This window comes from Rhizobium sp. RU35A, from assembly GCF_900156005.1.
Lineage (GTDB): Bacteria > Pseudomonadota > Alphaproteobacteria > Rhizobiales > Rhizobiaceae > Neorhizobium > Neorhizobium straminoryzae.
Genome location: NZ_FTMR01000020.1, coordinates 1 through 26281, shown reverse-complemented (window position 1 = coordinate 26281; position 26281 = coordinate 1). Strand labels below are relative to the sequence as shown.

General features: G+C 63.5%; 23 protein-coding genes and 1 tRNA gene. 10 read left to right on the top strand and 14 right to left on the bottom strand.

The window, feature by feature from the left end; all coding sequences use genetic code 11:
* Positions 1–27: 27 nt before the first annotated feature.
* Positions 28–1218 (bottom strand): AGE family epimerase/isomerase, encoded by a 1191-nt coding sequence (locus F3H95_RS25650; protein WP_149748040.1) that lies wholly within the window; start codon positions 1216–1218, stop codon positions 28–30.
* 290 nt (positions 1219–1508) lie between these two features.
* Between F3H95_RS25650 and F3H95_RS25645 the strand changes: the two genes are divergently transcribed.
* Positions 1509–1585 (top strand) — tRNA-Pro (locus F3H95_RS25645).
* Positions 1586–1633: 48 nt separating this feature from the next.
* Here F3H95_RS25645 and F3H95_RS25640 read toward each other — a convergent pair.
* Positions 1634–3211: an EAL domain-containing protein gene (locus tag F3H95_RS25640; RefSeq protein ID WP_244618142.1), complete on the bottom strand. Its 1578-nt coding sequence runs from the start codon at positions 3209–3211 to the stop codon at positions 1634–1636.
* Positions 3212–3470: 259 nt separating this feature from the next.
* On the opposite strand from F3H95_RS25640, the gene ccoN reads away from it, so the two are divergent.
* The 4 genes from ccoN to ccoP are packed head-to-tail and all read left to right on the top strand — an operon-like array spanning position 3471 to position 6871.
* Entirely contained in the window at positions 3471–5096 is a 1626-nt protein-coding gene (gene ccoN, locus F3H95_RS25635; protein WP_149748039.1) for a cytochrome-c oxidase, cbb3-type subunit I, read from the top strand.
* A 12-nt stretch (positions 5097–5108) separates the two neighbouring features.
* A complete protein-coding gene (gene ccoO / locus F3H95_RS25630) occupies positions 5109–5840 on the top strand; it encodes a cytochrome-c oxidase, cbb3-type subunit II (RefSeq protein ID WP_143125168.1) in 732 nt (243 codons plus the stop codon).
* Between the two features lie 12 nt (positions 5841–5852).
* Complete coding sequence (locus F3H95_RS25625; protein WP_143125167.1) at positions 5853–6005, top strand: cbb3-type cytochrome c oxidase subunit 3; 153 nt, start codon at positions 5853–5855, stop codon at positions 6003–6005.
* A gap of 2 nt (positions 6006–6007) precedes the next feature.
* The gene (gene ccoP, locus F3H95_RS25620; RefSeq protein ID WP_143125166.1) at positions 6008–6871 is read left to right on the top strand and encodes a cytochrome-c oxidase, cbb3-type subunit III; all 864 of its coding nucleotides are present in this window, start codon (positions 6008–6010) and stop codon (positions 6869–6871) included.
* A 1-nt stretch (position 6872) separates the two neighbouring features.
* Here ccoP and F3H95_RS25615 read toward each other — a convergent pair whose 3' ends face one another.
* Positions 6873–7094, bottom strand: a complete 222-nt coding sequence (locus F3H95_RS25615) for a hypothetical protein (RefSeq protein WP_149748038.1) — start codon at positions 7092–7094, stop codon at positions 6873–6875.
* A 230-nt stretch (positions 7095–7324) separates the two neighbouring features.
* Between F3H95_RS25615 and ccoG the strand changes: the two genes are divergently transcribed.
* The 4 genes from ccoG to ccoS are packed head-to-tail and all read left to right on the top strand — an operon-like array spanning position 7325 to position 11857.
* A complete protein-coding gene (gene ccoG, locus F3H95_RS25610) occupies positions 7325–8917 on the top strand; it encodes a cytochrome c oxidase accessory protein CcoG (protein WP_149748037.1) in 1593 nt (530 codons plus the stop codon).
* A complete protein-coding gene (locus F3H95_RS25605; RefSeq protein WP_149748036.1) occupies positions 8917–9411 on the top strand; it encodes a FixH family protein in 495 nt (164 codons plus the stop codon). The genes ccoG and F3H95_RS25605 overlap by 1 nt, the downstream gene beginning before the upstream one ends.
* Positions 9408–11708, top strand: coding sequence for a cation-translocating P-type ATPase (locus tag F3H95_RS25600; RefSeq protein ID WP_149748035.1), 2301 nt, complete (start codon positions 9408–9410; stop codon positions 11706–11708). The genes F3H95_RS25605 and F3H95_RS25600 overlap by 4 nt, the downstream gene beginning before the upstream one ends.
* Positions 11705–11857 (top strand): cbb3-type cytochrome oxidase assembly protein CcoS, encoded by a 153-nt coding sequence (gene ccoS, locus F3H95_RS25595; RefSeq protein ID WP_143125160.1) that lies wholly within the window; start codon positions 11705–11707, stop codon positions 11855–11857. Before F3H95_RS25600 ends, ccoS begins: the two co-directional genes overlap by 4 nt.
* A gap of 37 nt (positions 11858–11894) precedes the next feature.
* Here the strand turns inward: ccoS and F3H95_RS25590 are convergent, their stop codons facing one another.
* The 11 genes from F3H95_RS25590 to F3H95_RS25540 all read right to left on the bottom strand — a co-directional run bounded on the left by F3H95_RS25590 (position 11895) and on the right by F3H95_RS25540 (position 24110).
* Entirely contained in the window at positions 11895–12587 is a 693-nt protein-coding gene (locus F3H95_RS25590) for a ParA family protein (RefSeq protein WP_149748034.1), read from the bottom strand.
* A 140-nt stretch (positions 12588–12727) separates the two neighbouring features.
* The gene (locus F3H95_RS25585) at positions 12728–13807 is read right to left on the bottom strand and encodes a chemotaxis response regulator protein-glutamate methylesterase (protein ID WP_149748033.1); all 1080 of its coding nucleotides are present in this window, start codon (positions 13805–13807) and stop codon (positions 12728–12730) included.
* 3 nt (positions 13808–13810) lie between these two features.
* Positions 13811–14665 carry a protein-glutamate O-methyltransferase CheR gene (locus F3H95_RS25580; protein WP_149748032.1) on the bottom strand — a complete coding sequence of 285 codons (855 nt, stop codon included), beginning with the start codon at positions 14663–14665 and terminating at the stop codon, positions 13811–13813.
* A 13-nt stretch (positions 14666–14678) separates the two neighbouring features.
* Positions 14679–15167 carry a chemotaxis protein CheW gene (locus F3H95_RS25575; RefSeq protein WP_143125156.1) on the bottom strand — a complete coding sequence of 163 codons (489 nt, stop codon included), beginning with the start codon at positions 15165–15167 and terminating at the stop codon, positions 14679–14681.
* Positions 15168–15169: 2 nt separating this feature from the next.
* On the bottom strand, positions 15170–16984 hold the full coding sequence (locus tag F3H95_RS25570) for a methyl-accepting chemotaxis protein (RefSeq protein WP_149748031.1): 1815 nt from the start codon (positions 16982–16984) through the stop codon (positions 15170–15172).
* Between the two features lie 155 nt (positions 16985–17139).
* On the bottom strand, positions 17140–19050 hold the full coding sequence (locus F3H95_RS25565) for a methyl-accepting chemotaxis protein (RefSeq protein ID WP_149748030.1): 1911 nt from the start codon (positions 19048–19050) through the stop codon (positions 17140–17142).
* Between the two features lie 68 nt (positions 19051–19118).
* Positions 19119–20795 (bottom strand): methyl-accepting chemotaxis protein, encoded by a 1677-nt coding sequence (locus F3H95_RS25560; protein WP_149748029.1) that lies wholly within the window; start codon positions 20793–20795, stop codon positions 19119–19121.
* 21 nt (positions 20796–20816) lie between these two features.
* On the bottom strand, positions 20817–21329 hold the full coding sequence (locus F3H95_RS25555; RefSeq protein WP_143125152.1) for a chemotaxis protein CheW: 513 nt from the start codon (positions 21327–21329) through the stop codon (positions 20817–20819).
* Positions 21326–23419: a chemotaxis protein CheA gene (locus F3H95_RS25550; protein ID WP_149748028.1), complete on the bottom strand. Its 2094-nt coding sequence runs from the start codon at positions 23417–23419 to the stop codon at positions 21326–21328. The genes F3H95_RS25555 and F3H95_RS25550 overlap by 4 nt, the downstream gene beginning before the upstream one ends.
* A complete protein-coding gene (locus tag F3H95_RS25545) occupies positions 23416–23784 on the bottom strand; it encodes a response regulator (protein WP_143125150.1) in 369 nt (122 codons plus the stop codon). Before F3H95_RS25545 ends, F3H95_RS25550 begins: the two co-directional genes overlap by 4 nt.
* 2 nt (positions 23785–23786) lie before the next feature.
* Positions 23787–24110, bottom strand: a complete 324-nt coding sequence (locus F3H95_RS25540) for an STAS domain-containing protein (protein ID WP_149748027.1) — start codon at positions 24108–24110, stop codon at positions 23787–23789.
* 318 nt (positions 24111–24428) lie between these two features.
* On the opposite strand from F3H95_RS25540, the gene F3H95_RS25535 reads away from it, so the two are divergent.
* On the top strand, positions 24429–26156 hold the full coding sequence (locus tag F3H95_RS25535; protein ID WP_149748026.1) for a hypothetical protein: 1728 nt from the start codon (positions 24429–24431) through the stop codon (positions 26154–26156).
* Positions 26157–26281 lie beyond the last annotated feature (125 nt).

Below are 26281 nucleotides of genomic sequence, written 5' to 3'. Positions count from 1 at the left end.
CGGGTTGAGATCGGACAGCGGCTGCGATCAGACAGCCACACCGGAGGCTCTGTCGAGTGCGGCGAGGCAGTCCTCGAGTTCGTAGATCGCGCAAAGGATGTGATAGAAGGAACTGGCCGGTGCCGCCTCCTCGATGAAGCTGCCGTCACCCTTCATCTTGTCGCGCCAGAGGCCCGCCAGTGGCGTGTCGAGGAACAATGACAGCGCCGCGCAGGCGGCAAGCGCCGATTGAACATAGCGTTCCCGCTCGAGGCCCTGCGACAAGACGGCGAGGCGTGCCGCGCTCTTGATCCATTCCGTCTGGGGCCAGAGCCGGGCCAGCGGGTCTGCAACCGAAAAGTCGTCGAGCAGCGTCATGACGGCGACCTTGCGCGTCGCGCAGATGCCGTGCGTCTCGCCGATTTCGAACAGGCGACGGGCCTTTGCCAGTGCCTCCGCATTCCCGCGACGTTCTCCCCAGCGCGCCAGCAGCCAGGCCCATTCGAACTGATGGCCGGGCTCCATGATGCGGCCCTTCTCGCCGTCGAAGGGGCTCCAGTCGTGATTGAAAAATTCGCGCAGGCCACCATTTTCGCCATCGATGAAGCGGCGCATGCACAGTGCAGCGATCTCGTCGGAAAAGGCGGTCCAGGCGGTCGCATCGAATCCTTCTGCCGCCTCGCAGGCAAGGCTCGCCTCGAAGAGATGCATGTGCGGATTGGAACAGAGCGGAAGGCGGGCGGGATTGTCCTCCTCGAAACCCGCTTCCGGATGCGCGTAGCCAGCCTTCAGCGACGCCAGCATGGCCGAGGTCCGCGCCGCCATTTCCGCCTGTCTCTCCGGATAAACCCTGGCCGTGTAGACGAATGAGAGGATGGCGAAGGCCTGGTTGTAGAGGTCGAAGCTGGTATCCAGCAATTGACCGTCCTTGTCGGCCAGCGCGGCGTAGAAACCGCTGTCCAGACGGTAGACCCGGTCGAAGAAGGCAAGTCCTGCCTGAACGGGCGTTTGCCAGTCTCCCGTCCAGCCGCGCACGCCGGCCTCTGCGAAACAGTAGACCTGCCGCGGGTGCACGCGCGCACGCCGGTGCGCATCCGTCGGCTGTCCCCCAAGCGTCACGGTTTCCGAAAAGCCGCCCGCCTCGCCATGGAAGCCCCTGTCGCGCCATAGCGGTAGCGCGTCCTCATCAAGCCATCGTGAGAGTTCTTTCGAGGCCGCGGAAAGCTTTTCGTATGTCATCTGTCTCGTCATTCAAAATGTTCTGTCCGGTACCTCGGGCGACAAGGCACCTTTGCTCCGGCTTGCGCGCAACGCCCCAGGTTTCCGCAAGGGCTTCACTCTCAAGGAAAGCTTATTTCCTTATCATGCAGATGAAAAGTATTGAGTTTTTGCAATGCGGCGAAATCACGATGTCCGTTGCTGCTTTGCCCGGCCGCGGTGGCGTGCGAGGTCCGAAATTTCTGCGACAAAAAAATGAAAAGGGTGCTTGTGCATTAAAATCTCCTCGTCTATAGAGGCGCCACTGGTCACGGAGTGTAGCGCAGTCTGGTAGCGCACCACGTTCGGGACGTGGGGGTCGAGTGTTCGAATCACTCCACTCCGACCAGTTCAGCTTCTCCCGAAAGCGCTGATTTCAAAGCCACTTGAAAGAACATTACTGGTTTTGCGCGCGCCGCGTCGTTGCTGTCGTGTCCTGCTCTGAGGCAAGATCTTGCCAGTGCGGTGAAGAGAGCATGATGGCAGCCTCCGCAGCCGGGACGGCACGGCCGAACAGATAGCCCTGTCCATAGGTACAGCCCATGCCGGTCAGCGAGGCCAACTGGTTCGCTGTCTCGATCCCTTCCGCCGTCGTCGGCACGTCGAGGCCGATGCCGAGGCCGACAATGGCCTTGACGATCTTTTCCTGCCGTTCCTGGTCCTGGAAGGACGATACGAAGCTGCGATCGATCTTGATCTTGTCGAAACTCAGGTTCGACAGATGTGCAAGGCTGGAATAGCCGGTGCCGAAATCATCGAGCGCGATGGTGATGCCGGCGGTGCGCAGATCGCCGAGGATCGTTGCGGCCGTGCGCACGTCCTGGATAAGCGCCGTTTCGGTGATCTCGATTTCCAGCCGGCTCGGCGGCAGCCCGGCGGCGGACAGGATCCTGAGAATGCGCACGCCGAGAAGCGGATCCTGCAGCTGGATCGGCGATATGTTGAAGGAGAGAAGAATGTCACCCGGCCATGTCATGGCATCTTGGCAGGCGGTGGTCAGCAGGCTCTCCGTCAGTTCCAGGATCAGCCCGGTTTCCTCCGCAAGAGGAATGAAATCGCCGGGAGATACCACAATCCCGTCCTCCCGCTCCCAGCGGGCCAGGGCCTCGAAGCCGCAAATTCTGTTGTCCGAGAGGTCGATGATCGGCTGGTAGAAGGGCTTGATGCGGCCGGCAGTGATGGCGTCACGCAAGGCGCGTTCGTCACGGTCGCGCAGCAGCATCTGCTCGCGCATGCTGTTGTCGAAGGCGCGCAGCGCGCCGCGGCCGGCGGCCTTGGCCGCATACATCGCGGCATCGGCGCATCGGAGGCATTCGCGCGCATCGGACGCATTGTCCGGGCAGCTCGCCATGCCGATGCTGGCGCCGACATCCAGCGAGGTGTCCCGGAAAACGACCGGCCGGTTCAGCGCCTGCAGCAGCGTGCGCGCCAGCTGTGGTGCTGCAGCGGCCTTGTCCACGAAGACGACGAACTCGTCGCCGCCGAGCCGAAAGACCGAGTCGCTTGCCACATGCTCGCGCAGCCTGTCCGCGACGGCCTGCAGCACGGCGTCACCGGCCTGATGCCCCACCAGATCGTTGATCCGCTTGAAACCGTCCAGATCGATGATCAGCATGGCGAAGCGGCCGCCGTTGCGCCGGCCCATCTGGTTCAGCTTGTCCTCAAGGCTGTGACGGTTGTGCAGGCCGGTCAGGCTGTCATGGACGGCCATCCAGTCGGCGCGCCGTTCCGCCTGTTCGCGCCGCTTGCGCTCCTGCTTCAGGTCAACGATCCGCAGCGCGCCGTAGAGGATGCCGAGAACGCCGATAACATAGAGCGAGAGCATCACCTCATCGGCCTGGTAATCCTCGTGCTGGCTGATCCAGACGGCGATCGCCTCTGCGACATCGAATGCGACGCACATGGCGATGACGATACCGCCGATCACCGCCAGTGCGCAGGCCTGCCAGATCGCCCTCTGCTTCAACATTTCCATCGAACGACCGTGCCACCTCGTGCCAAGCGCATCTGACCCTGAAGCCATCGAAAGAGCATCATCTGATCAATTGCTTAAATACGTCCTAATCCAATCCCGGCGGGCTGTCCATTCGCGCCTTTCCCGCAGCGCAACGGGCTGTTGATTCAGATCAAGGCCTCGTCTTCACGAAAATGAGAGTTGTGCCCATCAGGCGGGGTGTCTGATCGGTCGCAGCGATCGCCCCCCTTTCATTGTTCGCCTTTGGGGGATGTTCAAGATGAACAATACCGTACCAATCGTGGCGCTGACCGCGGGGGCGTTCCTGGCGCTTCTCGGTGCCGGCTTTGCCCACGATGATCTGTTTGCCGCCCATATGTGGGTGCTCTTCTTTACGCTTGCCGCCAGCATGATCGTCCTGCTGCGTCGTGTCAGGTTCGCGCCTGCGGGTGAGGCCGCCGTTCGGGTGGATCGCTCCGGCTATTTCGACGAGGTCATCAAATATGGAACCATCGCGACCACGTTCTGGGGCGTGGTGGGTTTTCTCGTCGGCGTGGTGATTGCCCTTCAGCTGGCCTTCCCGGACCTGAATTTCGGGCCGTGGTTCAATTTCGGCCGCGTGCGTCCCCTTCATACCTCCGCCGTTATCTTCGCCTTTGGCGGCAATGCGCTGATCTGCACCTCGTTCTACGTGGTGCAGCGGACCTGTCGCGTGCGCCTGTTCGGCGGTGACGGCCTCGGCTGGTTTGTGTTCTGGGGCTATCAGCTGTTCATCGTCATGGCCGCCACCGGCTATCTGCTCGGCATCACCCAGGGGCGCGAATACGCAGAGCCCGAATGGTATGTCGACCTCTGGCTGACCGTCGTCTGGGTTGCCTACCTGGTTGCCTTCCTCGGCACGATCCTGATGCGCAAGGAGCCGCATATCTATGTGGCCAACTGGTTCTATCTCGCCTTCATCGTCACGATCGCCATGCTGCATGTGGTCAACAACCTGGCGGTGCCGGTCTCCTTCCTCGGCGTGAAGAGCTATTCGGCTTTTTCGGGCGTGCAGGATGCGTTGACGCAGTGGTGGTACGGCCATAACGCCGTCGGCTTCTTCCTGACGGCCGGCTTCCTCGGCATGATGTATTATTTCGTGCCCAAGCAGGCCGGGCGCCCGGTCTATTCCTACCGCCTGTCGATCATCCACTTCTGGGCCCTGATCTTCATGTATATCTGGGCCGGCCCGCACCATCTGCATTACACGGCGCTGCCGGACTGGGCGCAGACGCTCGGCATGGTCTTCTCGATCATGCTGTGGATGCCTTCCTGGGGCGGTATGATCAACGGCCTGATGACGCTTTCGGGCGCCTGGGACAAGATCCGCACCGACCCGATCATCCGCATGATGGTGATTGCGATTGCCTTCTACGGCATGTCGACCTTCGAAGGTCCGATGATGTCCGTCAAGGCGGTCAACTCGCTCAGCCATTACACCGAATGGACCATCGGTCACGTGCATTCCGGCGCGCTCGGCTGGGTCGGCATGATCTCCTTCGGCGCTGTCTACTTCCTCGTGCCGAAGCTGTGGCACCGCAATCGCCTCTACAGCCTTGCCATGGTCAACTGGCACTTTTGGCTCGCAACGCTCGGCATCGTCGTCTACGCCGCCGTCATGTGGGTGGCCGGCGTCCAGCAGGGCCTGATGTGGCGCGAATACGACAGCCAGGGCTTCCTGGTCTATTCCTTCGCCGAAGCCGTTGCCGCGATGTTCCCCTACTACGTCCTGCGCGCCGTCGGCGGCCTGATGTATCTGGCGGGCTCGCTCATCATGGCCTTCAACATCACCATGACCATCCTCGGCTACGAGAGACAGGAAACGCTTCCGGGCGCCGTTCCTGCCGGTCTCCAGCCTGCCGAATAAGGAGCGGATCCCATGTCTCTTATGGACAAACACCAGTTCATCGAGCGCAATGCGACGCTGCTTCTGGTCGGCTCGCTGCTCGTGGTTTCGATCGGCGGCATCGTCGAGATCGCCCCGCTCTTCTATCTCGAGAACACCATCGAGAAGGTGGAAGGCATGCGGCCCTATTCGCCGCTGGAGCTGGCCGGGCGCAACATCTACATCCGCGAAGGCTGCTATGTCTGCCACAGCCAGATGATCCGACCGTTCCGTGACGAGGTGGAACGCTACGGTCATTACAGCCTGGCTGCCGAAAGCATGTACGACCACCCCTTCCAGTGGGGCTCCAAGCGCACCGGGCCGGATCTGGCCCGTGTCGGCGACCGCTATTCGAACGAATGGCACGTCCAGCACCTGATCCGCCCGCGCGACGTGGTGCCGGAATCGATCATGCCGAGCTACGCCTTCCTCAAGGAAACGCCTCTGAAGGTGACCGATGTCGGCATGGAACTGAAGGCCAACGCGCTGGTCGGCGTGCCCTACACGCAGGAGATGATCGACAGCGCCCGCGCCGATCTCGTCGCACAGGCCGATCCGAACGCGGACACCTCCGCGCTTCTCGCCCGCTATCCGAAGGCCAAAGTCGGCGATTTCGACGGCGATCCGACCAAGCTCACCGAAATGGATGCGCTGGTCGCCTATCTGCAGATGCTTGGCACGCTGGTCGATTTCTCGACCTATGACGATGCCACCGGCTACCGCTGAGGAGGACAGGCCATGGAAGTCTATACTGCAATGCGCCACTTCGCCGACAGCTGGGGTCTTCTGGTGATGGCTCTCTTCTTTGTCGGCGTGGTGGTCTCCACCCTGCGCCCCGGCGCGAAGTCCTCGGCGAATGACGCCGCACAAATCCCTCTGAAGGAGGATTGATCATGGCGGACAGACATATTGATGACATCAGCGGCGTCGAAACCACCGGCCATGAGTGGGACGGCATCCGCGAGCTGAACAATCCGCTGCCACGCTGGTGGCTGTGGACCTTCTACGCGACCATCCTCTGGGCCATTGCCTATACCGTCGTGTACCCGGCATGGCCGATGCTGACGGATGCGACGCGCGGCATGTTCGGCTATTCGAGCCGCAATGAACTCGCCAGGGAGGTCGCGACCGCCAAGGCGGCACAGAGCGCCATTACCGACAAGATCGCGGCCTCGTCGCTCGGCGAGATCCTGGCTGACCCGCAGATGACCCAGTTCGCGACGGCGGCCGGTGCCGCAGCTTTCAAGGTCAACTGCGTCCAGTGCCATGGTTCGGGTGCCGCCGGCGGTGCCGGCTATCCGAACCTCAATGACGACGACTGGCTGTGGGGCGGTAGCGCCGAGGCCATTCACCAGACGATTGCCCACGGTATCCGCTATGCAGATGACCCGGAGACGCGCGTTTCGGAAATGCCGGCCTTCGGCGAGATCCTGAAGCCCGATGAAATCCGTCAGGTGGCCGCCTATGTGGTCAGCCTCACCGGCAAGCCGCGCGATGCGGCCATGGTCGGCCCCGGCAAGCAGGTGTTCATCGACAACTGTGCCTCCTGCCATGGCGAGGACGCCAAGGGCAACCGCGAGTTCGGCGCGCCGAACCTTTCGGATGCCATCTGGCTGAAGGTGAAGGGCGAGGCGGAGATCGCCCAGCAGGTGCGCCAGCCAAAGCATGGCGTGATGCCGGCCTGGCAGGCCCGCCTCGGCGACAGCACCGTCAAGGAACTGGCCGTTTACATCCATTCTCTCGGCGGCGGCGAATAAGTCACGCTTCCGACAGAGACTGCAAGGCAAGACCGGCCGGGGCGCGCATGCCCCGGCCGTTCGTCGTGAAGAGTTGGAGATCGCGATCCGATCGGTAAACCTTGAGGCGTAGTACCTCGATGAGCCTCATCAAGAACGGCGGGGTTTGCAGGTTTCCCGACCCTGCATCCGCCCCATCGACCTCCGGCAGGTGCTCCCGCAGTGTTTCGACCACCACACCCATGCGGGAATGCTGGTGCGGGCCGAGACGCTGTCGATGCGGGACAGAAGGTCATCCGTCCGTTCGATTTCCAGTCTGTGCTTGCCCATCAGCCACCTCCTGTTTTGCCGAGTATACGCACAAATGCTGATCTTCGCCCCATTGGGCGCAAAGGTCGCACCCCGCCTATTGATTTCGGTCAAGGAATGGCGGCCGCTTTGACGGCAGGGTCTCGTCGACAAAGGATGGGGCCCATGTCTTTCCAAACCGCACGACCAGAACATCCCGCAGATGAGGCGGGCGATCGACAGCCTGACGCAGGTCCGGCCAGCTCGGGCCAGCCGGTGCCGGAGCCGCTTTATGCCGCGCGGCAGAAGATCTTTCCCAAGCGGGCAGAGGGTCGTTTCCGGCGATTCAAGTGGCTGGTGATGCTGGTGACACTCGGCATCTACTATCTGACGCCCTGGATCCGCTGGGACCGGGGTCCGTATGCGCCGGATCAGGCCGTACTGATCGATCTGGCGAGCCGGCGCTTCTATTTCTTCTTCATCGAGATCTGGCCGCAGGAATTCTTCTTCGTGGCGGGGCTTCTCGTAATGGCCGGGTTCGGCCTGTTTCTCGTCACCTCCGCCGTCGGGCGCGCCTGGTGCGGCTATACCTGTCCGCAGACGGTCTGGGTCGATCTGTTTCTGGTGGTCGAACGTTTCGTCGAAGGGGATCGCAACGCCCGCATGAAGCTCGATGCCGCGCCCTGGAGCGCGTCCAAGCTCTGGAAACGCACGGTCAAGCACGCCATCTGGCTGGCGATCGCGGTGGCGACCGGCGGTGCCTGGATCTTCTATTTTGCCGATGCGCCGGCCCTTGCCTTCGATTTCGTCACCGGCCAGGCAAATTACGTCGCCTATTCGACCGTGGCCATCCTGACCGCCACCACCTATGTGCTGGGCGGCCTGATGCGCGAACAGGTCTGCATCTACATGTGCCCATGGCCGCGCATCCAGGGCGCCATGCTGGACGAGCAGTCGCTCGTCGTGACCTATAACGACTGGCGCGGCGAACCCCGCGGCAAGCATGCCAAGAAGGCGGCTGCCGCCAATCAGGTCCTGGGTGATTGCGTGGATTGCAATGCTTGCGTGGCCGTCTGTCCCATGGGGATCGACATTCGCGACGGGCAGCAACTGGCCTGCATCACCTGCGCGCTGTGCATCGATGCCTGCGACGGGGTGATGGACAAGCTCGGCCGCGAACGCGGGCTGATCGCCTATGCGACGCTCAACGAATACGAAACCAATATGGCGCTTGCCACCGACAATGGCCGCAGCACGATCGATCCGGCCCGCGTCCGCACCGCTGACGGCACCTTCTCCGATCAGGTGCGCCACTTCAACTGGCGGATCATCTTCCGGCCCCGCACGCTGATCTATCTCGGCGTGTGGAGCGCGGTCGGCATCGGCCTTCTGGTGGCGCTTCTCAGCCGCGACCGGCTGGAGGTCAACGTTATCCATGACCGCAACCCGCAATATGTGCTCGAATCGGACGGCTCGATCCGCAACGGTTACACGATCCGGCTGCTCAACATGATCCCGGAACGCCGCACGGTTCTTCTGTCGCTGCAGGGACTCAGCAAGGCGGAAATGAAGATCCCGCAACTGTCGAGCGACTATTCGGACCGCGTCTTCGTCGTGCCCGTGGAACCGGACAAGGCCACCACGCTGAAGGTCTTCGTGACCCTGCCGAAGGAGGCCATTGCCGATGCGCGCGAAGGCTTCCGCTTCATCGCCGAGGACCGCGCCAGCCATGAGCGCGATGTCTACAACGCCACCTTCAACTCGCCCGGAGGCAAGTGATGACCACCCGTCAGCTCAAGGAATTCGTCTTCACCGGCTGGCATATGCTGGCCGTGGTCTGCCTCTTCTTCGGCACGATCATCTCCGTCAATTTCTACATGGCCTATCAGGCGGTGCACAGCTGGAGCGGGCTGGTGGTGGACAACACCTATGTCGCCAGCCAGCAGTTCAACGGCAAGGTGGCCGAGGCGAAGGCGCTGAACGCCAGCGGCATTTCCGGTACCCTGACCGCACGCGATGGTCTGATCCGCTATGTGATTTCCGACGAGGCAGGTCGGCCGGTCTTCGCCGATCAGGTCACCGCCATCTTCAAGCGGCCGGTGGGCGACCACCAGGATTTCGAAGTGGCACTGACGGATGCGGGCAAGGGCGCCTATGAGGTCTCCCATGCGGTGGCCCAGGGCTACTGGATTGCCGATGTCAGTGCTTTCAAGGACGGCAAGCGGATCCTGCACCATTCGCGTCGCATTGCTGTGCTGGGAGAGGTGAAATGAGCTGCTGTGCGCCCGGAACCGAAGGCGCGCTGGAACTGGACGGCGCAGCCCATGCGCTTCCCTCCCGCGAAGAGCTGATGCTGTCCGCCCGGGATCTCGGCGAGGGCCGGCGGCAGACGGATCTCAGCGTGCCCGGTGTTCATTGCGGAGCCTGTATCACGGCGATCGAAGGGGCACTGCGGGGCGTCGAAGGCGTGGTGAAGGCGCGTGTCAACCTGTCGACAAAGCGCGTCTCGATCGTCTGGCGTGCCGAAGGGACGGGAGAGGCTGCCGATCCGGTGCGTTTCGCCGAAGCCATCCAGCGCGCCACCGGTTATGATTCGCACCTGTTCGGCGAGGATCTCGAGGCGAGCGACCGGCTGCGGGCGGACCTCATCCGCGGCGTTGCCGTTACCGGTTTTGCCGCTGCCAACATCATGCTTCTCTCGGTCTCCGTCTGGTCCGGGGCGGATGCCTCCACCCGTGACCTTTTCCACTGGATCTCGGCGATGATCGCTGCTCCGGCGCTCGTCTATGGCGGACGCTTCTTCTATCGCTCCGCCTGGTCGGTGCTGAAGCACGGGCGCACCAATATGGATGTGCCGATCGCGCTGGCGATCACGCTCTCCTATGCCGTCTCGCTCTGGGAAACCCTGCACCATGGCGAGCATGCCTGGTTCGATGCCACCGCCTCGCTGCTGTTCTTCCTGCTGATCGGCCGCACGCTCGATCACATCATGCGGGACCGCGCCCGCTCCGCCATCACCGGCCTTGCGCGGCTTGCCCCGCGCGGCGCGCTGGTCGTGCAGCCGGACGGGAGCCGCGACTATCGGCCGGTGTCCGAGGTGGTGCCGGGCGATCGCATTGCGATTGCCGCCGGCGACCGCGTCCCCGTCGATGGCATCGTGCTGTCCGGCGAAAGCGATCTCGACGTGTCGATTGCGACGGGCGAAAGCGTGCCCGTCGCGGTGCGTCCGGGTGTTGCCGTGCAGGCGGGCACCGTCAGCCTCACCGGCTCGCTGATCGTCACCGCAACAGCCACCGCGCGCCAGTCCTTCCTTGCCGAAATCATTGCGCTGATGGAAGCGGCCGAAGGCGGACGGGCGCAGTATCGCCGCATTGCCGATCGCGCCGCGTCCATCTATGCGCCGGCCGTCCACCTCCTGGCGATCCTCACCTTTCTCGGCTGGGGCATTCTCGGCGGTGACTGGAAGCAGGCGTTGCTGATCGCGATTGCCGTCCTCATCATCACCTGTCCCTGTGCGCTTGGTCTGGCGGTGCCGGTGGTGCAGGTGGTCGCTGCCGGTCGCCTCTTTCAGCACGGGATCATGGTGCGCGACGGATCTGCCATGGAACGGCTTGCCGAAATCGACACCGTGATCTTCGACAAGACCGGCACGCTGACGCTCGGCCGCCCGCGACTGATCGAGGCGCGCGGAAAACCGTCGTCGCGGGCGATGGCCGCCGCCATCGCGGCCCATTCGCGCCACCCGCTGTCGCGCGCCCTCCATGCGGCCCATGCCGGCCCGGTGCCGCTCATTGAGACGGTGCGCGAGCTGCCGGGGCAGGGGCTTCTGGCCGAGATGCCGGAGGGAACGTATCGCCTCGGCAGCCGCGCCTTTGCCTGTCCGGAGACGGTGGCGCAGGCCGATAGCGGCGCGTCCGAGGTGGTGCTCTCGCTGAACGGCGATGAACTGGCCCGCTTCCTGCTGGAAGATACGCCGCGTCCCGGCGCGGAAGAGGCCGTCGCGGCGCTGAAGGCGGAGGGCCTCGCGACGCTGATGCTGTCCGGCGATCGCCGGACGACGGTTGCCGCCATGGCCGAACACCTTACTCTCGATGGCTGGAAGGCCGAACTTTCCCCGCAGGGCAAGGTGGAGGCCTGCAACGACCTTGCCGCTGCCGGCCATCGTGCGTTGATGGTGGGCGATGGCATCAACGATGCCCCGGCCTTGAGTGCCGCGCATGTCTCCATGGCACCGGCGACGGCGGCCGATATCGGCCGGCAGGCCGCCGATATCGTTTTCCTGCATGATGGGCTCGATGCGGTGCCGACGGCGCTCGCCATTTCGCGCCGCGCCGGCCGGTTGATCCGCGAGAATTTCGGTCTCGCCATCGGCTACAACATGATCGCCGTTCCCTTTGCCATGGCGGGCTATGCAACACCGCTGCTCGCTTCCGTCGCCATGTCCACCTCTTCGCTGATCGTGATCGTCAACGCACTGCGGCTCAACCGGTTTCGCCGCCCAGTCGCGACGAGCGGCCGGGCAGGACAGGCACCGGCCGGACCGGTGACACGGGAGGCGAAACTGGCATGAACATGCTGATCTACCTCATTCCCGTTGCGCTGCTGCTCGGCGGGCTGGGGCTCGGCGCCTTCCTCTGGTCGCTGCGCAACGGGCAGTACGAGGATCTCGACGGGGCTGCCTGGCGCGTCCTCGACGACGACGAAACGCCCCGCGCCTGATGGCCGGGGCGTCAGAGGTGTCTGCAAAAAAGAAAAGTCAGGCCGCGCTGCGGCCTGCGGCAGAGCGTGCGGCCGGCACCCGGCGTAGGATCTCCTCCGCATAAAGCCGGACATTCTCCAGCGCCTTGTCGAGATTGCTGATGCGGGCGGGATCCAGCATATGCAGCGTGCCGCCGCAATCGAAGACATCGCGGAAGGCCGAGCGCTCGATGATCGGCGTGTTCAGCACATCGACATTGCGCTGCGCGAGCAGGCCCTTCACGGCGAGAAGGGCGCGGGTCGTCACCATGGAGTTGACGCGGGTGAGCACCACCGAATGGGGTACGCGCATGCCGAGCTTGGTTTCCAGATACTGCAGCAGTTCCAGCACATGGGCGCCGCCCTGCGCATCCATGGCGCATCCCTGGATGGGGATCAGCACATGGTCGGACATGCCGATCGCCTTGGCGAGCAGGGGGCTGCGCACGCCGGGCAGGTCGATCAGCACGTAATCGGCGGTGGCGCGGGCCTCTTCCACGTGCCGGTCAAGCGAAGCCTGCGTCACATAAGGCGTGACGGTGAGGCGCGGCATCGGCGGCGACAGGTCAAACCAGCGGGACATCCAGTGCTGCGGATCCGTATCGAGAACGGTGACGCGGTGACCCATATGGGCAAGTTCGCTGGCAAGCAGCAGCACGGCCGTGGTCTTGCCGGCCCCGCCCTTGGTGTTGGCGAAGGTAATGACGGGCATCGTCGATCCTGGAGAGAAGGTTCGTGAGCCGGAATCGCTCGTCGAGGCACAGTCATCGTGCAACACCAGTGTCGCCGAACATGGTTAAGAAAGCGCCAACCATGCAGGGCGGAAACTGACCGGCAGACGGTTGCCGCCGGTCAGCGGCGACGATCGGCCGCCATCACTTCGAGCGCGATATGGTCGAGGGGCACAATACGATCGACACCGCCGCGGGCGATCGCCTCCTTCGGCATGCCGAACACGATGGAGCTCGCCTCGTCCTGCGCCACGGTAAAGGCGCCGGCCTCGTGCATTTCCAGCATGCCGCGCGCACCGTCATCGCCCATGCCGGTCATGATCACGCCCATGGCGTTGGAGCCGGCCGATCGGGCGGCCGAGCGGAACAGCACGTCCACGGACGGACGATGGCGGCTGACCAGAGGCCCGCTGCGGACCGAGACGTGATAGCGCGCGCCGCGGCGCTCCAGCAGCATGTGACGGTCGCCGGGGGCGATCAGCACATGGCCGCGCAGCACGGGGTCGCCGTCCTCCGCCTCCTTCACCTCCACCTCGCACAGGCCGTTCAGGCGCTTGGCGAAGGCGGCCGTGAACTTTTCCGGCATGTGCTGGACAATGACGATGCCCGGCGCATTGGCGGGCAGGGCCTCGAGAAATTCGCGCAGTGCCTCGGTGCCGCCGGTCGACGCGCCGATGCAGACCACCATTTCCGTCGTCTTGGCCATGGCGCCCACCTTTGGCGGCGGCAGCACGGCATCGGCCGTCAGCTTGGCGGGCGGGGAATCCTTCGGGCGGAAGCGGCGCATCTTGCCGAGTCTCGCCTTGGCGGCGGCCTTCACCACGCTGCGTACGCGCTCGGCGCTTTCGGCCAGATGGTCGGCCGCACCGATCTTCGGCTTCTGGATGATGTCGACGGCGCCGGCTTCCAGCGCCTGCATCAGCGTCTCGGACCCTTCCTCGGTCAGCGAGGAACACATCACAACGGGAATGGGATGCTGCGACATCACCTTGCGCAGGAAGGTGATGCCGTCCATCTGCGGCATTTCCACGTCGAGTGTGATGACGTCTGGGATTTCCTCGCGGATCTTGCGCGCCGCCACGAACGGGTCCGGCGCGACACCGATCACCTCGATCTCCGGATCCTCGGAGAGCAGCATGGTCAGCGCCTGGCGAATGCTGGCGGAATCGTCGACGATGAGAACGCGCGTCTTGGCGGCCATGGCTTACACCCGTTTGAACACTGTGTTGGCAACCTGCTTTATCGGCAGGTTGAATCCCGTTGCCGTTTCCGAATGACCAATGAACAGAAAACCGCCTGGAATCAGGCAGTCGCACAGCCGGCCCAGCACATGCAGCTGCGTCGGTTTGTCGAAATAGATCAGCACGTTGCGGCAGAAGATGATGTGCTGCTGCTCCGGCACCGAATAGCTTTCGTCCATCAGGTTCAGGCGTCCGAAGGCCACCTTCTGGCGAAGCGCGGGAACGATGCGTCCCTCGCCGCGCGAGGGATCGCGCGGCTGCATGACGTAGCGGCGCGCCAGATCCGCGGGGATCGGCGAGAGCATGTCCATGGGATAGATGGCCTTGCGGGCCACCTGCAGCACTTCCGTCGACAGGTCCGTCGCGATCACCCGGTAGTCCGCATCCCGGCGATCCGTCATCAGGTCGGCCAGAACCATGGCCATGGTATAGGGCTCGGCGCCGGTGGAGCAGGCGGAACTCCAGATTCTGAGCTGTGACACGCCGCCCGCCAGCAGTTCCGGCACCGCCGTCTTCGCCATGAACTCGAAGTGCTTCGGCTCGCGGAAGAAGTCCGTCTTGTTGGTGGTCACGGCGTCGATCAGGTAGACCTGTTCGCGCGCCATGCCGTCATGCTTGAACAGATAGTCGCAATATTCATCGAAGGTCGCGATCCCGGTCACGCGCAGGCGACGGCGCAGGCGCCCCTCCAGCATGGTGATCTTGGTGATCGGCATCTTGATGCCGCTGTACTCGTAGATGTACTTGGACAGCCGATCGAAGTTGCGCTGGCTCAACCGGTCGTCGACCGGCTGTCTCTGAAGCGATGCTGCGGACAAATCGATGCTCCCGTCAGGCGACGCGCTGGGAGGCGACGACGCCTGCCAGTGCCGTGCCGGAATCGGAGAACAGCCGCGCCAGATCGATGATCACCACGAAGCCGCCATCGCGACGGACGACGCCGGCAATGTAATCGCTTTTCCAGCGGATCCCGATATCCGGCGCCGGCTCGATCTGCGACGGCTGGAAGGGCACCACTTCATAGACGCGGTCGGCAACCAGGCCCAGCGCCAGCATGCGCTGCTCCACCGGCACGTCCAGCACCAGAATGCGGGTGTGCGGCGTCTTTGTCGTGCGGCTGAGACCCAGCCGCAGGCGAAGATCGATCACCGGCACGCCCTGTCCGCGCACATCGCGCAGGCCCAGCAGATAGTCGGGCCCGTGCGGGATCTTGAAGGCCTCCTCGTGGTCCAGGATTTCCCGGACCACTTCGACCGGCACGGCGAAGATTTCCTCGCCGAGACTGAAGGTGACGAACTGGGCTTCTGAGTTGACGGCCATGGTTACGCGCTCTCCCGGAAATCGGCATCGTCTGCATCGGGGCCGCCCGACGACATGTCGAGGGCAAAGCCGCGGGCGCGCGCCTGCTGGGCCGCGACCGACTGCGTGCCGCCCGAAGAGGCCGGACGCGCCTGAACCTTCGGCCGTGCGGCGGAGGCGGCAGGCCGCGACGCGGAGGGGCGACCCGCAGCCCGACGGTTGCCATTGGTCTGCTCCACCTTGAAGAAGGAGATCGAGGCCTGCAGTTCTTCCGCCTGGGCGGCCAGTTCTTCCGAGGTGGCCGACATCTGCTCCGACGCGCTCGAGTTCTGCTGCGTCACCTTGTCGAGCTGCTGGATCGCCTCGTTGATCTGGCTTGCACCGATGTCCTGTTCGCGGCAGGCGGCGGAGATTTCCGAGACCAGTTCGGCGGTCTTCTGGATATCCGGCACCAGACGGTTCAGCATCTCGCCGGCTTCGGTTGCCACCTGGACAGTGTCGCCCGAGAGCGAGGAGATTTCGGCGGCGGCCGCCTGGCTGCGTTCGGCAAGCTTGCGCACTTCGGAAGCCACGACGGCAAAACCCTTGCCGTGTTCGCCGGCACGTGCGGCCTCGACCGCGGCGTTCAGGGCGAGGAGATCGGTCTGGCGGGCGATTTCCTGCACGATCGAGATCTTCTCGGCGATCGTGCGCATGGCGCCGACGGCACGGCCGACGGCCTGGCCGGAGGCTTCGGCATCGCGCGAGGACTGGCGGGCGATCTTTTCCGTCTGGGCGGCGTTATCGGCATTCTGCTTGATGTTGGCGGCCATTTCTTCCATGGCGGCAGAGGCCTGTTCGGCGGCGGAGGCCTGCTCCGTCGAGCCCTGCGACAGCTGTTCGGCGCTGGCCGACAGCTCCTGGCTGCCGGACGAGACGTTGTCGCCGGCGGCAATCGCATCGCCCACCACGCCGCGCAGGCGCTGCACCATGTTTTCGAGCGCCTTGCCCAGCGTGTCCTTGTCGGACAGCGGCTTCGGGGATACGGTCAGGTCGCCGTTGGCGATATCGCCAGCCAGCCGTGCCGTCTCGCGCAGATTGGCGGTCATGACATTGATCTTTTCGACGAGATCGCGGATTTCGTCATTGGACTTGATCACGACATCCTGGTCGAGATCGCCTATGGACACCGCATCGGCGACCGTCATGATCTTGCGCAGCCCGGAGCTGATGCCGAGCGCGATCCAAAGGGCGGCGATCAGGGCAATGATCGTCGCGCCCACCGCAACCGACACCAGAGTCAGGCGCGTCGTTGCAAAGAGCTCGTCATTGGACGCATCCGCCTTGGCCAGCCCCTGCTTCTGGATGTCCTTGAGCTTGATGATCGCATCATTCACGTTGGCAGCAAGTTGCCGGATCGATCCGTTCGAGAGGTCGATCGCCTGATCGAGTTGTCCGTTTGCCCTCAGCGTCGGCAGCGAGGCGGAGGTGCTCTGGAACTTGGCGGCATTGTCCGCCACCGCTGCCCAGTACGGCTTTCCTTCGACCGTCGCGATCAAACTTCCGGCTTCAGCGATCTTGAGAAGCTCGGTGACAAGTTTATCGGAGTTTTTGAAGTATTCCGCCGCCTTGGCATCGTCCTTTTCCAGAAGGCCGTTCTTCTGGGCCCGCACGGCTTCCGACATAGAGCCGGAAATGTTCAGCGCATATTCCAGGCGTTTGACTGGCCCATCGATCATGGCCGACGACGAGTCATTGAGCGTGGAGAGGCTTGTCGTGCCATAGACAGCCATGGCGATGAGCAGAAGAATCATCATTCCGAAGGCAATCGCCAGCTTGAGCTTGATGGTGAAACGCATTGTTATGTCCCACAGGAAAGAGAGATTTCACTTCAACTTTCCGCACCAGGAACGATGACATTCACCCTTGTGCGCACCGGTTGACCGGTCGGATGCGGCCCCTGCATCGGGCCGCTTGAGTTTGCTCAGTGTAGCCGGAATTGTGAAAGCAAGGGTTAAGCCATCTGTCTGAAATCCTGGTCTTCCTCGTCCGGCCCGCCCGCCGACATGTCGAGAGCGAAGCCCTTGGCGCGTGCCTGCTGGGCGCGCACCGACTGCTTGCGGGGGGCAATCTCCTGGCGGGCCGGCACCGCGCGTTCGGCGCCCGTGCGCGAGCGGCGGGCATTCTTGGCCGTTTCCACCTTGAAGAAGGCGATGGAGGCCTGCAGCTCTTCCGCCTGGGCAGCCAGTTCTTCCGAGGTGGCCGACATCTCTTCCGAGGCGCCGGCATTCTGCTGGGTCACCTTGTCGAGCTGCTGGATCGCGTCATTGATCTGGCTGGCGCCAATATCCTGTTCGCGGCAGGCGGCGGAAATCTCCGAGATCAGTTCGGCGGTCTTCTGGATATCCGGCACCAGACGGTTCAGCATCTCGCCGGCTTCCGTCGCAACCTGTACCGTTTCCCCGGAGAGCGCTGAGATTTCAGCGGCAGCCGCCTGGCTGCGTTCGGCAAGCTTGCGCACTTCTGAAGCGACGACGGCAAAACCCTTGCCGTGTTCGCCGGCACGCGCGGCCTCGACGGCGGCGTTCAGGGCGAGCAGGTCGGTCTGGCGGGCGATTTCCTGTACGATGGAGATCTTCTCGGCGATGGTGCGCATGGCGCCGACGGCACGGGCGACCGCCTGGCCGGAGCTTTCGGCATCGCGCGAGGACTGGCGGGCGATCTTTTCCGTCTGGGCGGCGTTGTCGGCGTTCTGCTTGATGTTGGAGGCCATCTCTTCCATCGAAGCCGACGCCTGTTCGGCAGCCGCAGCCTGTTCCGTGGCACCCTGCGACAGCTGTTCGGCGCTGGCGGACAGTTCCTGGCTGCCGCCCGTCACGTTGTCTGCCGCCATCACCGCATCGCCGACCACGCTGCGCAGGCGCTCGATCATGGTTTCGAGCGATGTGCCCAGCGCATCCTGATCCGACAGGCGGCGGGCCTGTACGGTGAGATCGCCTTCGGCGATGCTGCGGGCAAGGCCGGCAGTCTGCTGCAGATAGGCCACCATGCGTTCCATGGCGATGCCGAGCGTATCCTTGTCCGACAGCGGCTTCACGGCAACGGCCACATCGCCCTGGGCGATGCGTTCCGCAGCGGATGCCGTTTGGCGCAGATTGGCGGTCATCGTGTTGACCGTATCGATGACGTCCTTGATCTCGTCATCGGTCTTGACCTTCACCTCGCGGTTGAGGTCACCGATCGCGACCGCGCTTGCGACATCGGCGACATTGCGCAGGCCGCGATTGATGGTGAGCGCCAGCCAGAGGGCAACGACGGAGGAGAACAGGAAGAGGAAGACGCTGCCACCCAGAAGGATGTTGCGCGAGGTTGCATACTGGTCGTTCGTCTGGCCATCGATCTTGGTAAGGTTGTCCGACACCATCTTTTCGATGGAATCCGTAGCCTGCAGCATGGCATTAACGGCAAGCGCCCCTTCCGACATCGACAGCTCGCCGGCCTTGCGGTTGCTTTCCTCCGTATTTTCCGTCGCAAGCTTCAGAATGGTGTCCTGATTCCGCTCGAAGCGTTCGAAGGTCAGGCGGAAATCCCGCAGGCTCTGCTGGATGCCGGGATCCTTTTCGTCGGAAAGGGCTTCCAGCGCGCGGCCGACATTGGCGCGCTCGGCATTGGCATTGCGCACGAAGCCGGCGATCTGCGCCGGATCCGTGTTGATGATTGCGTTCTTCTCGAAACGGATGCTGCCCAGCACCGCCTTGGTCAGCCGGCTGGAATCCCTCAGATTGGCGGCGGGACCCTGCACGATATCGGTGATGGCGCTGTTCAGCGTGCTGAGGTTGCTGATCGCGACGGCCGACATGGCTCCCGACAGCGCAATGACGAGGCCAAAGGCAAGACCCAATTTCAGTTTGATCGTAAAGCGCATGTCTCGTTCTTTCGTCCGTTGGTCAGATCCGTGTCGGTTGCGGCAATGTCATCTGGTCGCCATGCGCCTCAGGCGCTCTGGCGGAAATACTTGTCTTCCTCGTCGGGACCGCCGGCGGACATGTCGAGGGCGAAGCCCTTGACGCGGGCCTGCTGGGCGGCAACTGTCTGTTTCTGGGGATGGGCCGCGCGGGCGGCTGGCCGGGTAGGCTTTGCCTCGGTGCGGGTCTCGGTACGGCTTGCCCGCTGCGTTGAACGCTCCACCTTGAAGAAGGCGATGGAGGCCTGCAGTTCCTCCGCCTGGGCGGCCAGCTCTTCCGAGGTGGCCGACATCTCTTCCGAGGCGCCGGCATTCTGCTGGGTCACCTTGTCGAGCTGCTGGATCGCGTCATTGATCTGGCTGGCGCCAATATCCTGTTCGCGGCAGGCAGCGGAGATTTCCGAGACCAGTTCGGCGGTCTTCTGGATATCCGGCACCAGACGGTTCAGCATCTCGCCGGCTTCGGTCGCGACCTGCACGGTCTCGCCGGACAGCGAGGAGATTTCGGCGGCGGCCGCCTGGCTGCGTTCGGCAAGCTTGCGCACTTCGGAAGCGACGACGGCAAAACCCTTGCCGTGTTCGCCGGCGCGCGCGGCCTCGACGGCGGCGTTCAGGGCGAGCAGATCGGTCTGGCGGGCGATTTCCTGCACGATGGAGATCTTCTCGGCGATCGTGCGCATGGCGCCGACCGCGCGCGACACGGCCTGTCCGGAGAGCTCCGCATCGCGCGAGGACTGGCGTGCGATCTTTTCCGTCTGGGCGGCATTGTCGGCATTCTGCTTGATGTTGGAGGCCATCTCTTCCATCGAGGCGGACGCCTGCTCGGCAGCCGCAGCCTGCTCCGTGGAGCCCTGTGACAGCTGTTCGGCGCTCGCCGACAGCTCCTGGCTGCCCGACGAGACGTTGTCACCGGCAGAGATTGCATCGCCGACGACGCCGCGCAGGCGTTCGATCATCGTGTTGAGATAGCCGAGGAGTTCGCCGATTTCATCGCGCGTGCTGATCGCAACGGTCGAGGTAAGGTCGCCTTCCGATACGTTCTGCAGGGCAACGACGGCGCTTTTCAGACCGCGGTTGATCGACAGTGCGATCCAGACCGCCGCCACGGCCGCAATGATGAGCGCGGTGCCGGCGACGGCCAGAACGATGAGCCGGGTCTGGCGATAGTCGTCGCCCGCAGCGAGCTTGGCTTCGTTGAGGCGGGCCGTCTCAAGGTCGACGATTTCCGTCAGAAGCTTGTCGATCTCGTTGACCGTCGCACGGTTTTCCGTGGTGGAGATCTTCAGGGCACCGTCGCGATCACCTGCCAGGATGAGGCTTCTGATCTGGTCGTCCTGCTTGCGGTACTCGTTTTCCAGCGCGTTCAGCTTGTTCCACAGGATCTTTCCCTGTTCGGTCGCGAGCAGAAGAACGGCCTGGTAGGCGGTGTCGAATTCCTTGCGGTAGGTTTCTGCCGTGGCCGCATAATCCCGGACCTGTTTCTGGTCGGTTGCCAGCAGCATGTTCTTCTGCTGGCGCAGCTGCTGCAGCTGCGCATTGTTCATGTTCTGCGCTAGATTCAGACGCGCGGCGGGCCCCTCAACCACGTTTTCCAGCGTCGAATTCAGATTCGCAAGGCTGATGGTGCCGAGCGTGGCAACGGCGACGAGCATCACGATGATGAAGCCGAAGGCCAGTGCCAGTTTGAGTTTGATCGTAGCGCGCATGATGGTCCCCTCTTGTCGGCCTTAAGCCTGTACTGCTTGGTGCGGCCGCTCGTGCTGGGCCGAGAAAATGGTTTGCAGGTTCGGAATAATGATGAATTCGCCGTCGCGACGGACGAGGCAATCAATGAAATCGGGACGCCAGCGCATGCCGACGCTCGGCGGTGGCTCGCCGGCAGCCTTCAGGAGGGTGGTCACCTCGTTCACCTTGTCGGTGCGAAGGCCGATCAGCGTCGGTTCGTCCTCGATCTCCAGCTCGATCACGATGATGCGGCTGTCGATGGTGGTCTTCGTCGCCTCCATGCCGAAGGCGACGCGGATATCGGCGAGCGGAATGACCTTGCCGCGGAAGTTGATCACGCTGCCGACGAAGCGCTTGGCGCCCGGTACGGTGGTCTCCGGCAGGAGGTCCAGGATTTCCTGAACCTTGACGGCTTCCAGCGCAAACATTTCGCCGGCGATGTCGAAGGTCAGCACCTCCAGTTCCTCGCGGCCGCTCCACAGGTCTTCCGGTATCTTTCTCACTGCTTCGCTCATCCTGCCGCGCGCAATTGCGCCTCCTGTTGCTGGCCGGCGGTGACCAGGTGACCGACATCGAGAATGAGGGCCACGCCGCCATCACCGAGGATCGTCGCGCCGGAGAAGGTCGCCACGTCATGATGCAGCTTGGACATGCCCTTGATGACGGTCTGGTGGTCGCCGATGATCTGGTCGACGACGAGCCCGACCCGCTCGGCGCCGGTCGAGATCACGACAACCTTCTGGAACGGGTCCGGCTTGGTGCCGGTCTTGAAGAGATCGCGCAGGCGGATGAACGGCACCAGGCTGTCGCGCAGCGAGATGAAGCTGCGGCCGCGCGAGCGCATGTCTTCCTCGATCGACAGTTCGAGGCATTCCTCGACCGCCGACAGCGGGATGACGTAGCGGCCAGAGCCGACGCGCACCAGAAGCCCGTCGATGATGGCAAGCGTCAGCGGAATGGCGAGCGAGATTTCCGATCCCTGGCCGGTATGGCTGACGACGTTGATCGTGCCGCGCAGCGCATCGATGGTGCGCTTCACCACGTCCATGCCGACGCCGCGGCCGGAGAGGTTCGTGACCTGCTGGGCCGTCGAAAAGCCGGGCTGGAAGATCAGCTGCAACAGATCCTGGTCGGACAGCACGGCATTCGGGGCGATGAGGCCGGAACTTTCCGCCTTGGCGCGCACACGGTCGCGGTTGATGCCACGGCCGTCATCCTTGATGGTGATGATCACTTCGCCGGCCTGCTGGCGCGCGGAGAGGAAGATGCGGCCGGCGGCCTGCTTGCCCTGCGCGAGCCGCTCTTCCGGCGTTTCCAGGCCGTGGTCGCAGGAATTTCGCACCAGATGCACGAGCGGATCGGCAAGGCGTTCCACCACGCTCTTGTCCACTTCGGTGGTTTCGCCCTCGGTGATCAGCTCGATCTTCTTGCCGGTTTCGATGGCGAGGTCGTGCACCAGGCGGCGGAAACGGCTGAAGAGCTGTGCCACCGGCACCATGCGCAGGACCATCATCGTGTCGCGCAGTTCGCCGGAGAGGCGTTCCACGTCTTCCGAGACGGCGCGCAGCTGCAGGTCCACGCTGGCATTGGCCAGCTGGCTGAGACGCGACTGCGCAATGACCAGTTCGCCGACGCGGTCCATCAGTTCGTCCAGGCGTTCGGCGGGAACGCGGACATTCTCTGTCGACTTTGCCTGCTTGCTCTCGGCGGCGGGTGCTGGCGTGGTGCGTGGCGCGGGCGGTGTGGCAACGGCAGCCGGTGCCGGATGAACGGGTTCTGCTCGTGCGGTCGGCGTTGCTGCTGCCGGAGCGGCAACGGATGCGGCTACCGGCTGGGGCGATGGCTGGGCTGCGGGGGCTTCGGCCTGAACGGCATCCACCGTTTCAACGGACAGTTCCATCTCGTCCATGACGAAGATGAAGACGTCGTCGATCGCGGCGCGCGGCTGTTCCGTCACCAGGTCCACATCCCAGCGGACATAGAGATCGGTGGCCACGAGATCATCGAGGGCGGGCAGGCGGGAGCGGTCGGCGCGGATCGCGCAGGTGCCGAGGTCGCGCAGTTCGTTGAGAAGGCCGATCGGGTTGGTGCCGTTGACCATGGCATTGGCCGGCAGCGAGAAGCGGATGCGATAGGTGGTGGCACCCGTCGGTGCTGTGGTGGCCGGTGATGCCGCCGGGGCAGCTGCGGCGGGTGCCGCATGGCTTGCTGCTGCTTCAGCCGGCAGGCCGGCCGCCGAAACGGCAGCGCGCAGGCGCGACAGCAGCGCTTCGCTCATCGCCTCGTGATCGCCATCGGGCGTCTCGATCAGCGCGCGCATGTGGTCGGTGGCGTTGAGGACCGCGGTGACGAGATCATGGGTTGCCGGCACGATGCCCTTGCGCACCTGATCGAAGGCGGTTTCGCAATGATGCGTAAATGCAGCAAGGGCCTCGAAGCCGAACATGGCTCCGGAGCCCTTCAATGTGTGCAGTCCGCGAAAGACGGCATCGACCTGTTCCTTGTCGGCAAGGTCGTGGTTCAGATCCAGAAGGCCGGCTTCGATCTGTTCCAGCAGCTCGGCCGCTTCTGTGCGGAAGACGGCAATCGGATCCGGAAAACTCATTTGCCGAGGACCTTTCTCACGATCTTGACCAGGCTTTCCGGGTCGAAGGGCTTCGTCAGCCAGCCGGTCGCGCCGGCGGCCTTGGCTTCCTGCTTGATGCCGGCGTCGGACTCGGTGGTGAGGAAGATCACCGGAACGCCCATGTGTGCGGGCAGCTTGCGCAGCTCGCGGATCATGGTCAGGCCGTCCATGCCCGGCATGTTGAGGTCGGTCACGATCAGGTCGTAACGTCCGCCCTTCAGTTTCGAGATGCCGTCCAGGCCGTCCACGGCCTCGGTCACCTGGTATCCGGCGTTGGACAGAGCCACCCGCGTGGTCAGACGAATGCTGGCGGAATCATCCACGGTCAGGATGCTGGCGGTCATTGTTAGTCTCCCTGATGAAACCAGAACTTGGCGTCGTTGGCGGACATCGCCTCGCTGAAACCGCCTGCCGACAGGAGGTCGGCAAGACGCGAGCCGGCTGGCCGGGCAAGGGTCAGCGTCTTGCCAGCGGTTGCCGCATAGATGCGGGCCGATTCCAGAAGCTGGAGCAGGCTGAGATCACCCTCGGCATCGGTCGAGATGTCGACTTCGACGTGGTTCCGGTCTTGAAGTGCTTGAAGTAGATCGTCCCGCACCGTGGAAATCGTGCGGATCGTCAACGTGTCGGGAAGCCGTATGCGGCACGTGTCTGCCGTGTCGGTTAGCATGATGACCCTCGAAACCCCCAGAATGTGCGGACACTCCTGCAACTCTGTGATGCAGCGCTTAAGGAAGGCCTAATTCGCAGGGACTAGTTCTCAGGTGGAAAGAATCACCATGTATTTCTACAGGACGAGAAGAGAGAGAAAATTAACCAGAAGAAACAAATGTGAGACATTGTTTTTCCGACATTAACGCCAGGTCTTCACAACAGAAGGCAGCAAGACGCGACGTTCGCTGATCGCTTAGGAGTTGCAGGCCGTCCGGGCGGCCGGGATCAGGCCCAACCGTGGCCGGGTACGTCAATCAGCATGGAGACAGGCATCGTGGCATTGGCAATGAGGGTGGCACAGGAAACGGCGGTTCACGGGGTGTCCGCCTCGTTGCGGCGTATGGAGGATGCCCGCTCGCGCATCGAGCAGCGCTTTCTGGATGGCGGTGCCGTGCTGTTGTCTGTCCTCGACATCCTCAACAAGATGATCACGTCGCTGGATAATCTCACCGGCTCGCTGGACGAGGGCACCGCCAGCAAGACGGTGGATGAACTCAACACGACGGTGGCGGCCATCACTGTGCTGACCGAGACGGAGGCCGCGCGTCAGGCCCGCTTCCGCGACATTGCAATGACCGAGCGCGTCCTGCGCCCGCACGTGGCCAGCATGCAGGAAACCCTGCGCTATCTGCGCACCTTCGCCGTGACGGCAAAGATCACCGGTGCGGGCATTGCCGATTTTGCCGGCTTTGCCGAGGAAATCCTGCAGCGCATTCAGGAAGGTGCACAGCAGGTCAACAGCTTTTCCGACAAACTGCAGGAGCTCGGAACGGGACTTGGTCCGGTCATCGTCAAGGGCGATTCCATTCTGGAGCGTTTCCGCCAGACCGTGCCGAAGATCGTGTCCGGCCTGTCGCATGGCGCCGGCCAGATCGGCGCGCAGCGGCGGCTGCTGATGGACAAGGCGGCGCAGGTCTCGGGCATTGCCCGCGAGATCCAGAACAAGCTTGCCTCGACCCTTTCGGCCCTTCAGGTCGGTGACATCACCCGCCAGCGCGTGGAGCACTGCCAGTCCAGCTTCCAGATCCTCGACGAATATCTTGCGACATCCGAGGGTGCCGGCCTCTCCGCCGAGCAGCGCGGCCGTCTGCAGGAGATCATCAAGCGTCTCGTTGCCATGCAGCTGGAGGCGACGCGCACCGATTTTGAACGCGACACCGCCAGGATCGTCGCGACGATCGCAAGCTTCAAGTCCGACCTTGCGCATATCAACGATATCCAGGGCTCTATGACCGGCGGCGGCGAGGGCCAGTCGGCCTTGCGGGAGCTGGAGGAGGGCGTGGCCGAGGCCCGCGCGGCTGTCAGTGAGATCGAGGATCTCGCCCGCGCTGCGGCCCGCATGAGCGAGACGACGGTCGCCACCGTGCGAGACCTGCTGGACGGCATCAGCCTCGTGCAGGTCGTGCGCGGCGACATCCATTACATGGCACTCAACACCAATCTGCGCTGCGGCAAGATCGGCGAGGAGGGCAAGGCCATCAATGTTGTGACCGCGGAACTGCGCATCTTCGCCGGCCATCTGGACGAGGCGGCCGAGAAGATTCTTGCCGAACTGCATACGCTGGAAAGTGCTGCCCGGCTTCTGCTGGCCGAGCGCGATGATGCGGCGGGCGAGGACGATGATCTCGATGCCCGCCTGCAGCGCGCGCTGGAGCGCATCCGCGCCGTCCGCGACAGCATGGAGGCCGATCTGAAGGGCATGGCGGCCGATGGCCAGGCCGGCGTGAACCAGATGAATGCCTCTCTGGCCCGGCTGGATTTTCACGCGGAACTTGGCGCGCTGCTTGCCCAATGCGCCGATGACATCGCCTTCGATCCCGATGTCACCATTTCCTTCGACGGGCTGGACGAAGCGCTTGCCGTCATCGGTCCGCGCATCAACCGGGTTTACACCATGGTGTCCGAGCGCGAGCTGCATGCCAGCGTGCTCGGCACGCCGCCGCCGGAAGAGGCACCGCTGACGGTGCTCTCCGACGATGATCTGGACGCCGCGCTGTTCTAGAGCACGTCCATTGAACTCGGAATCGGATTAAGGATTCCGTTACGGTGCAATTTCTGATTCCATGATCCGACTGGTGATTTGGTCGGAGGCAATATGACCCGCGCTTTCAGCGATGATCTTCGCAG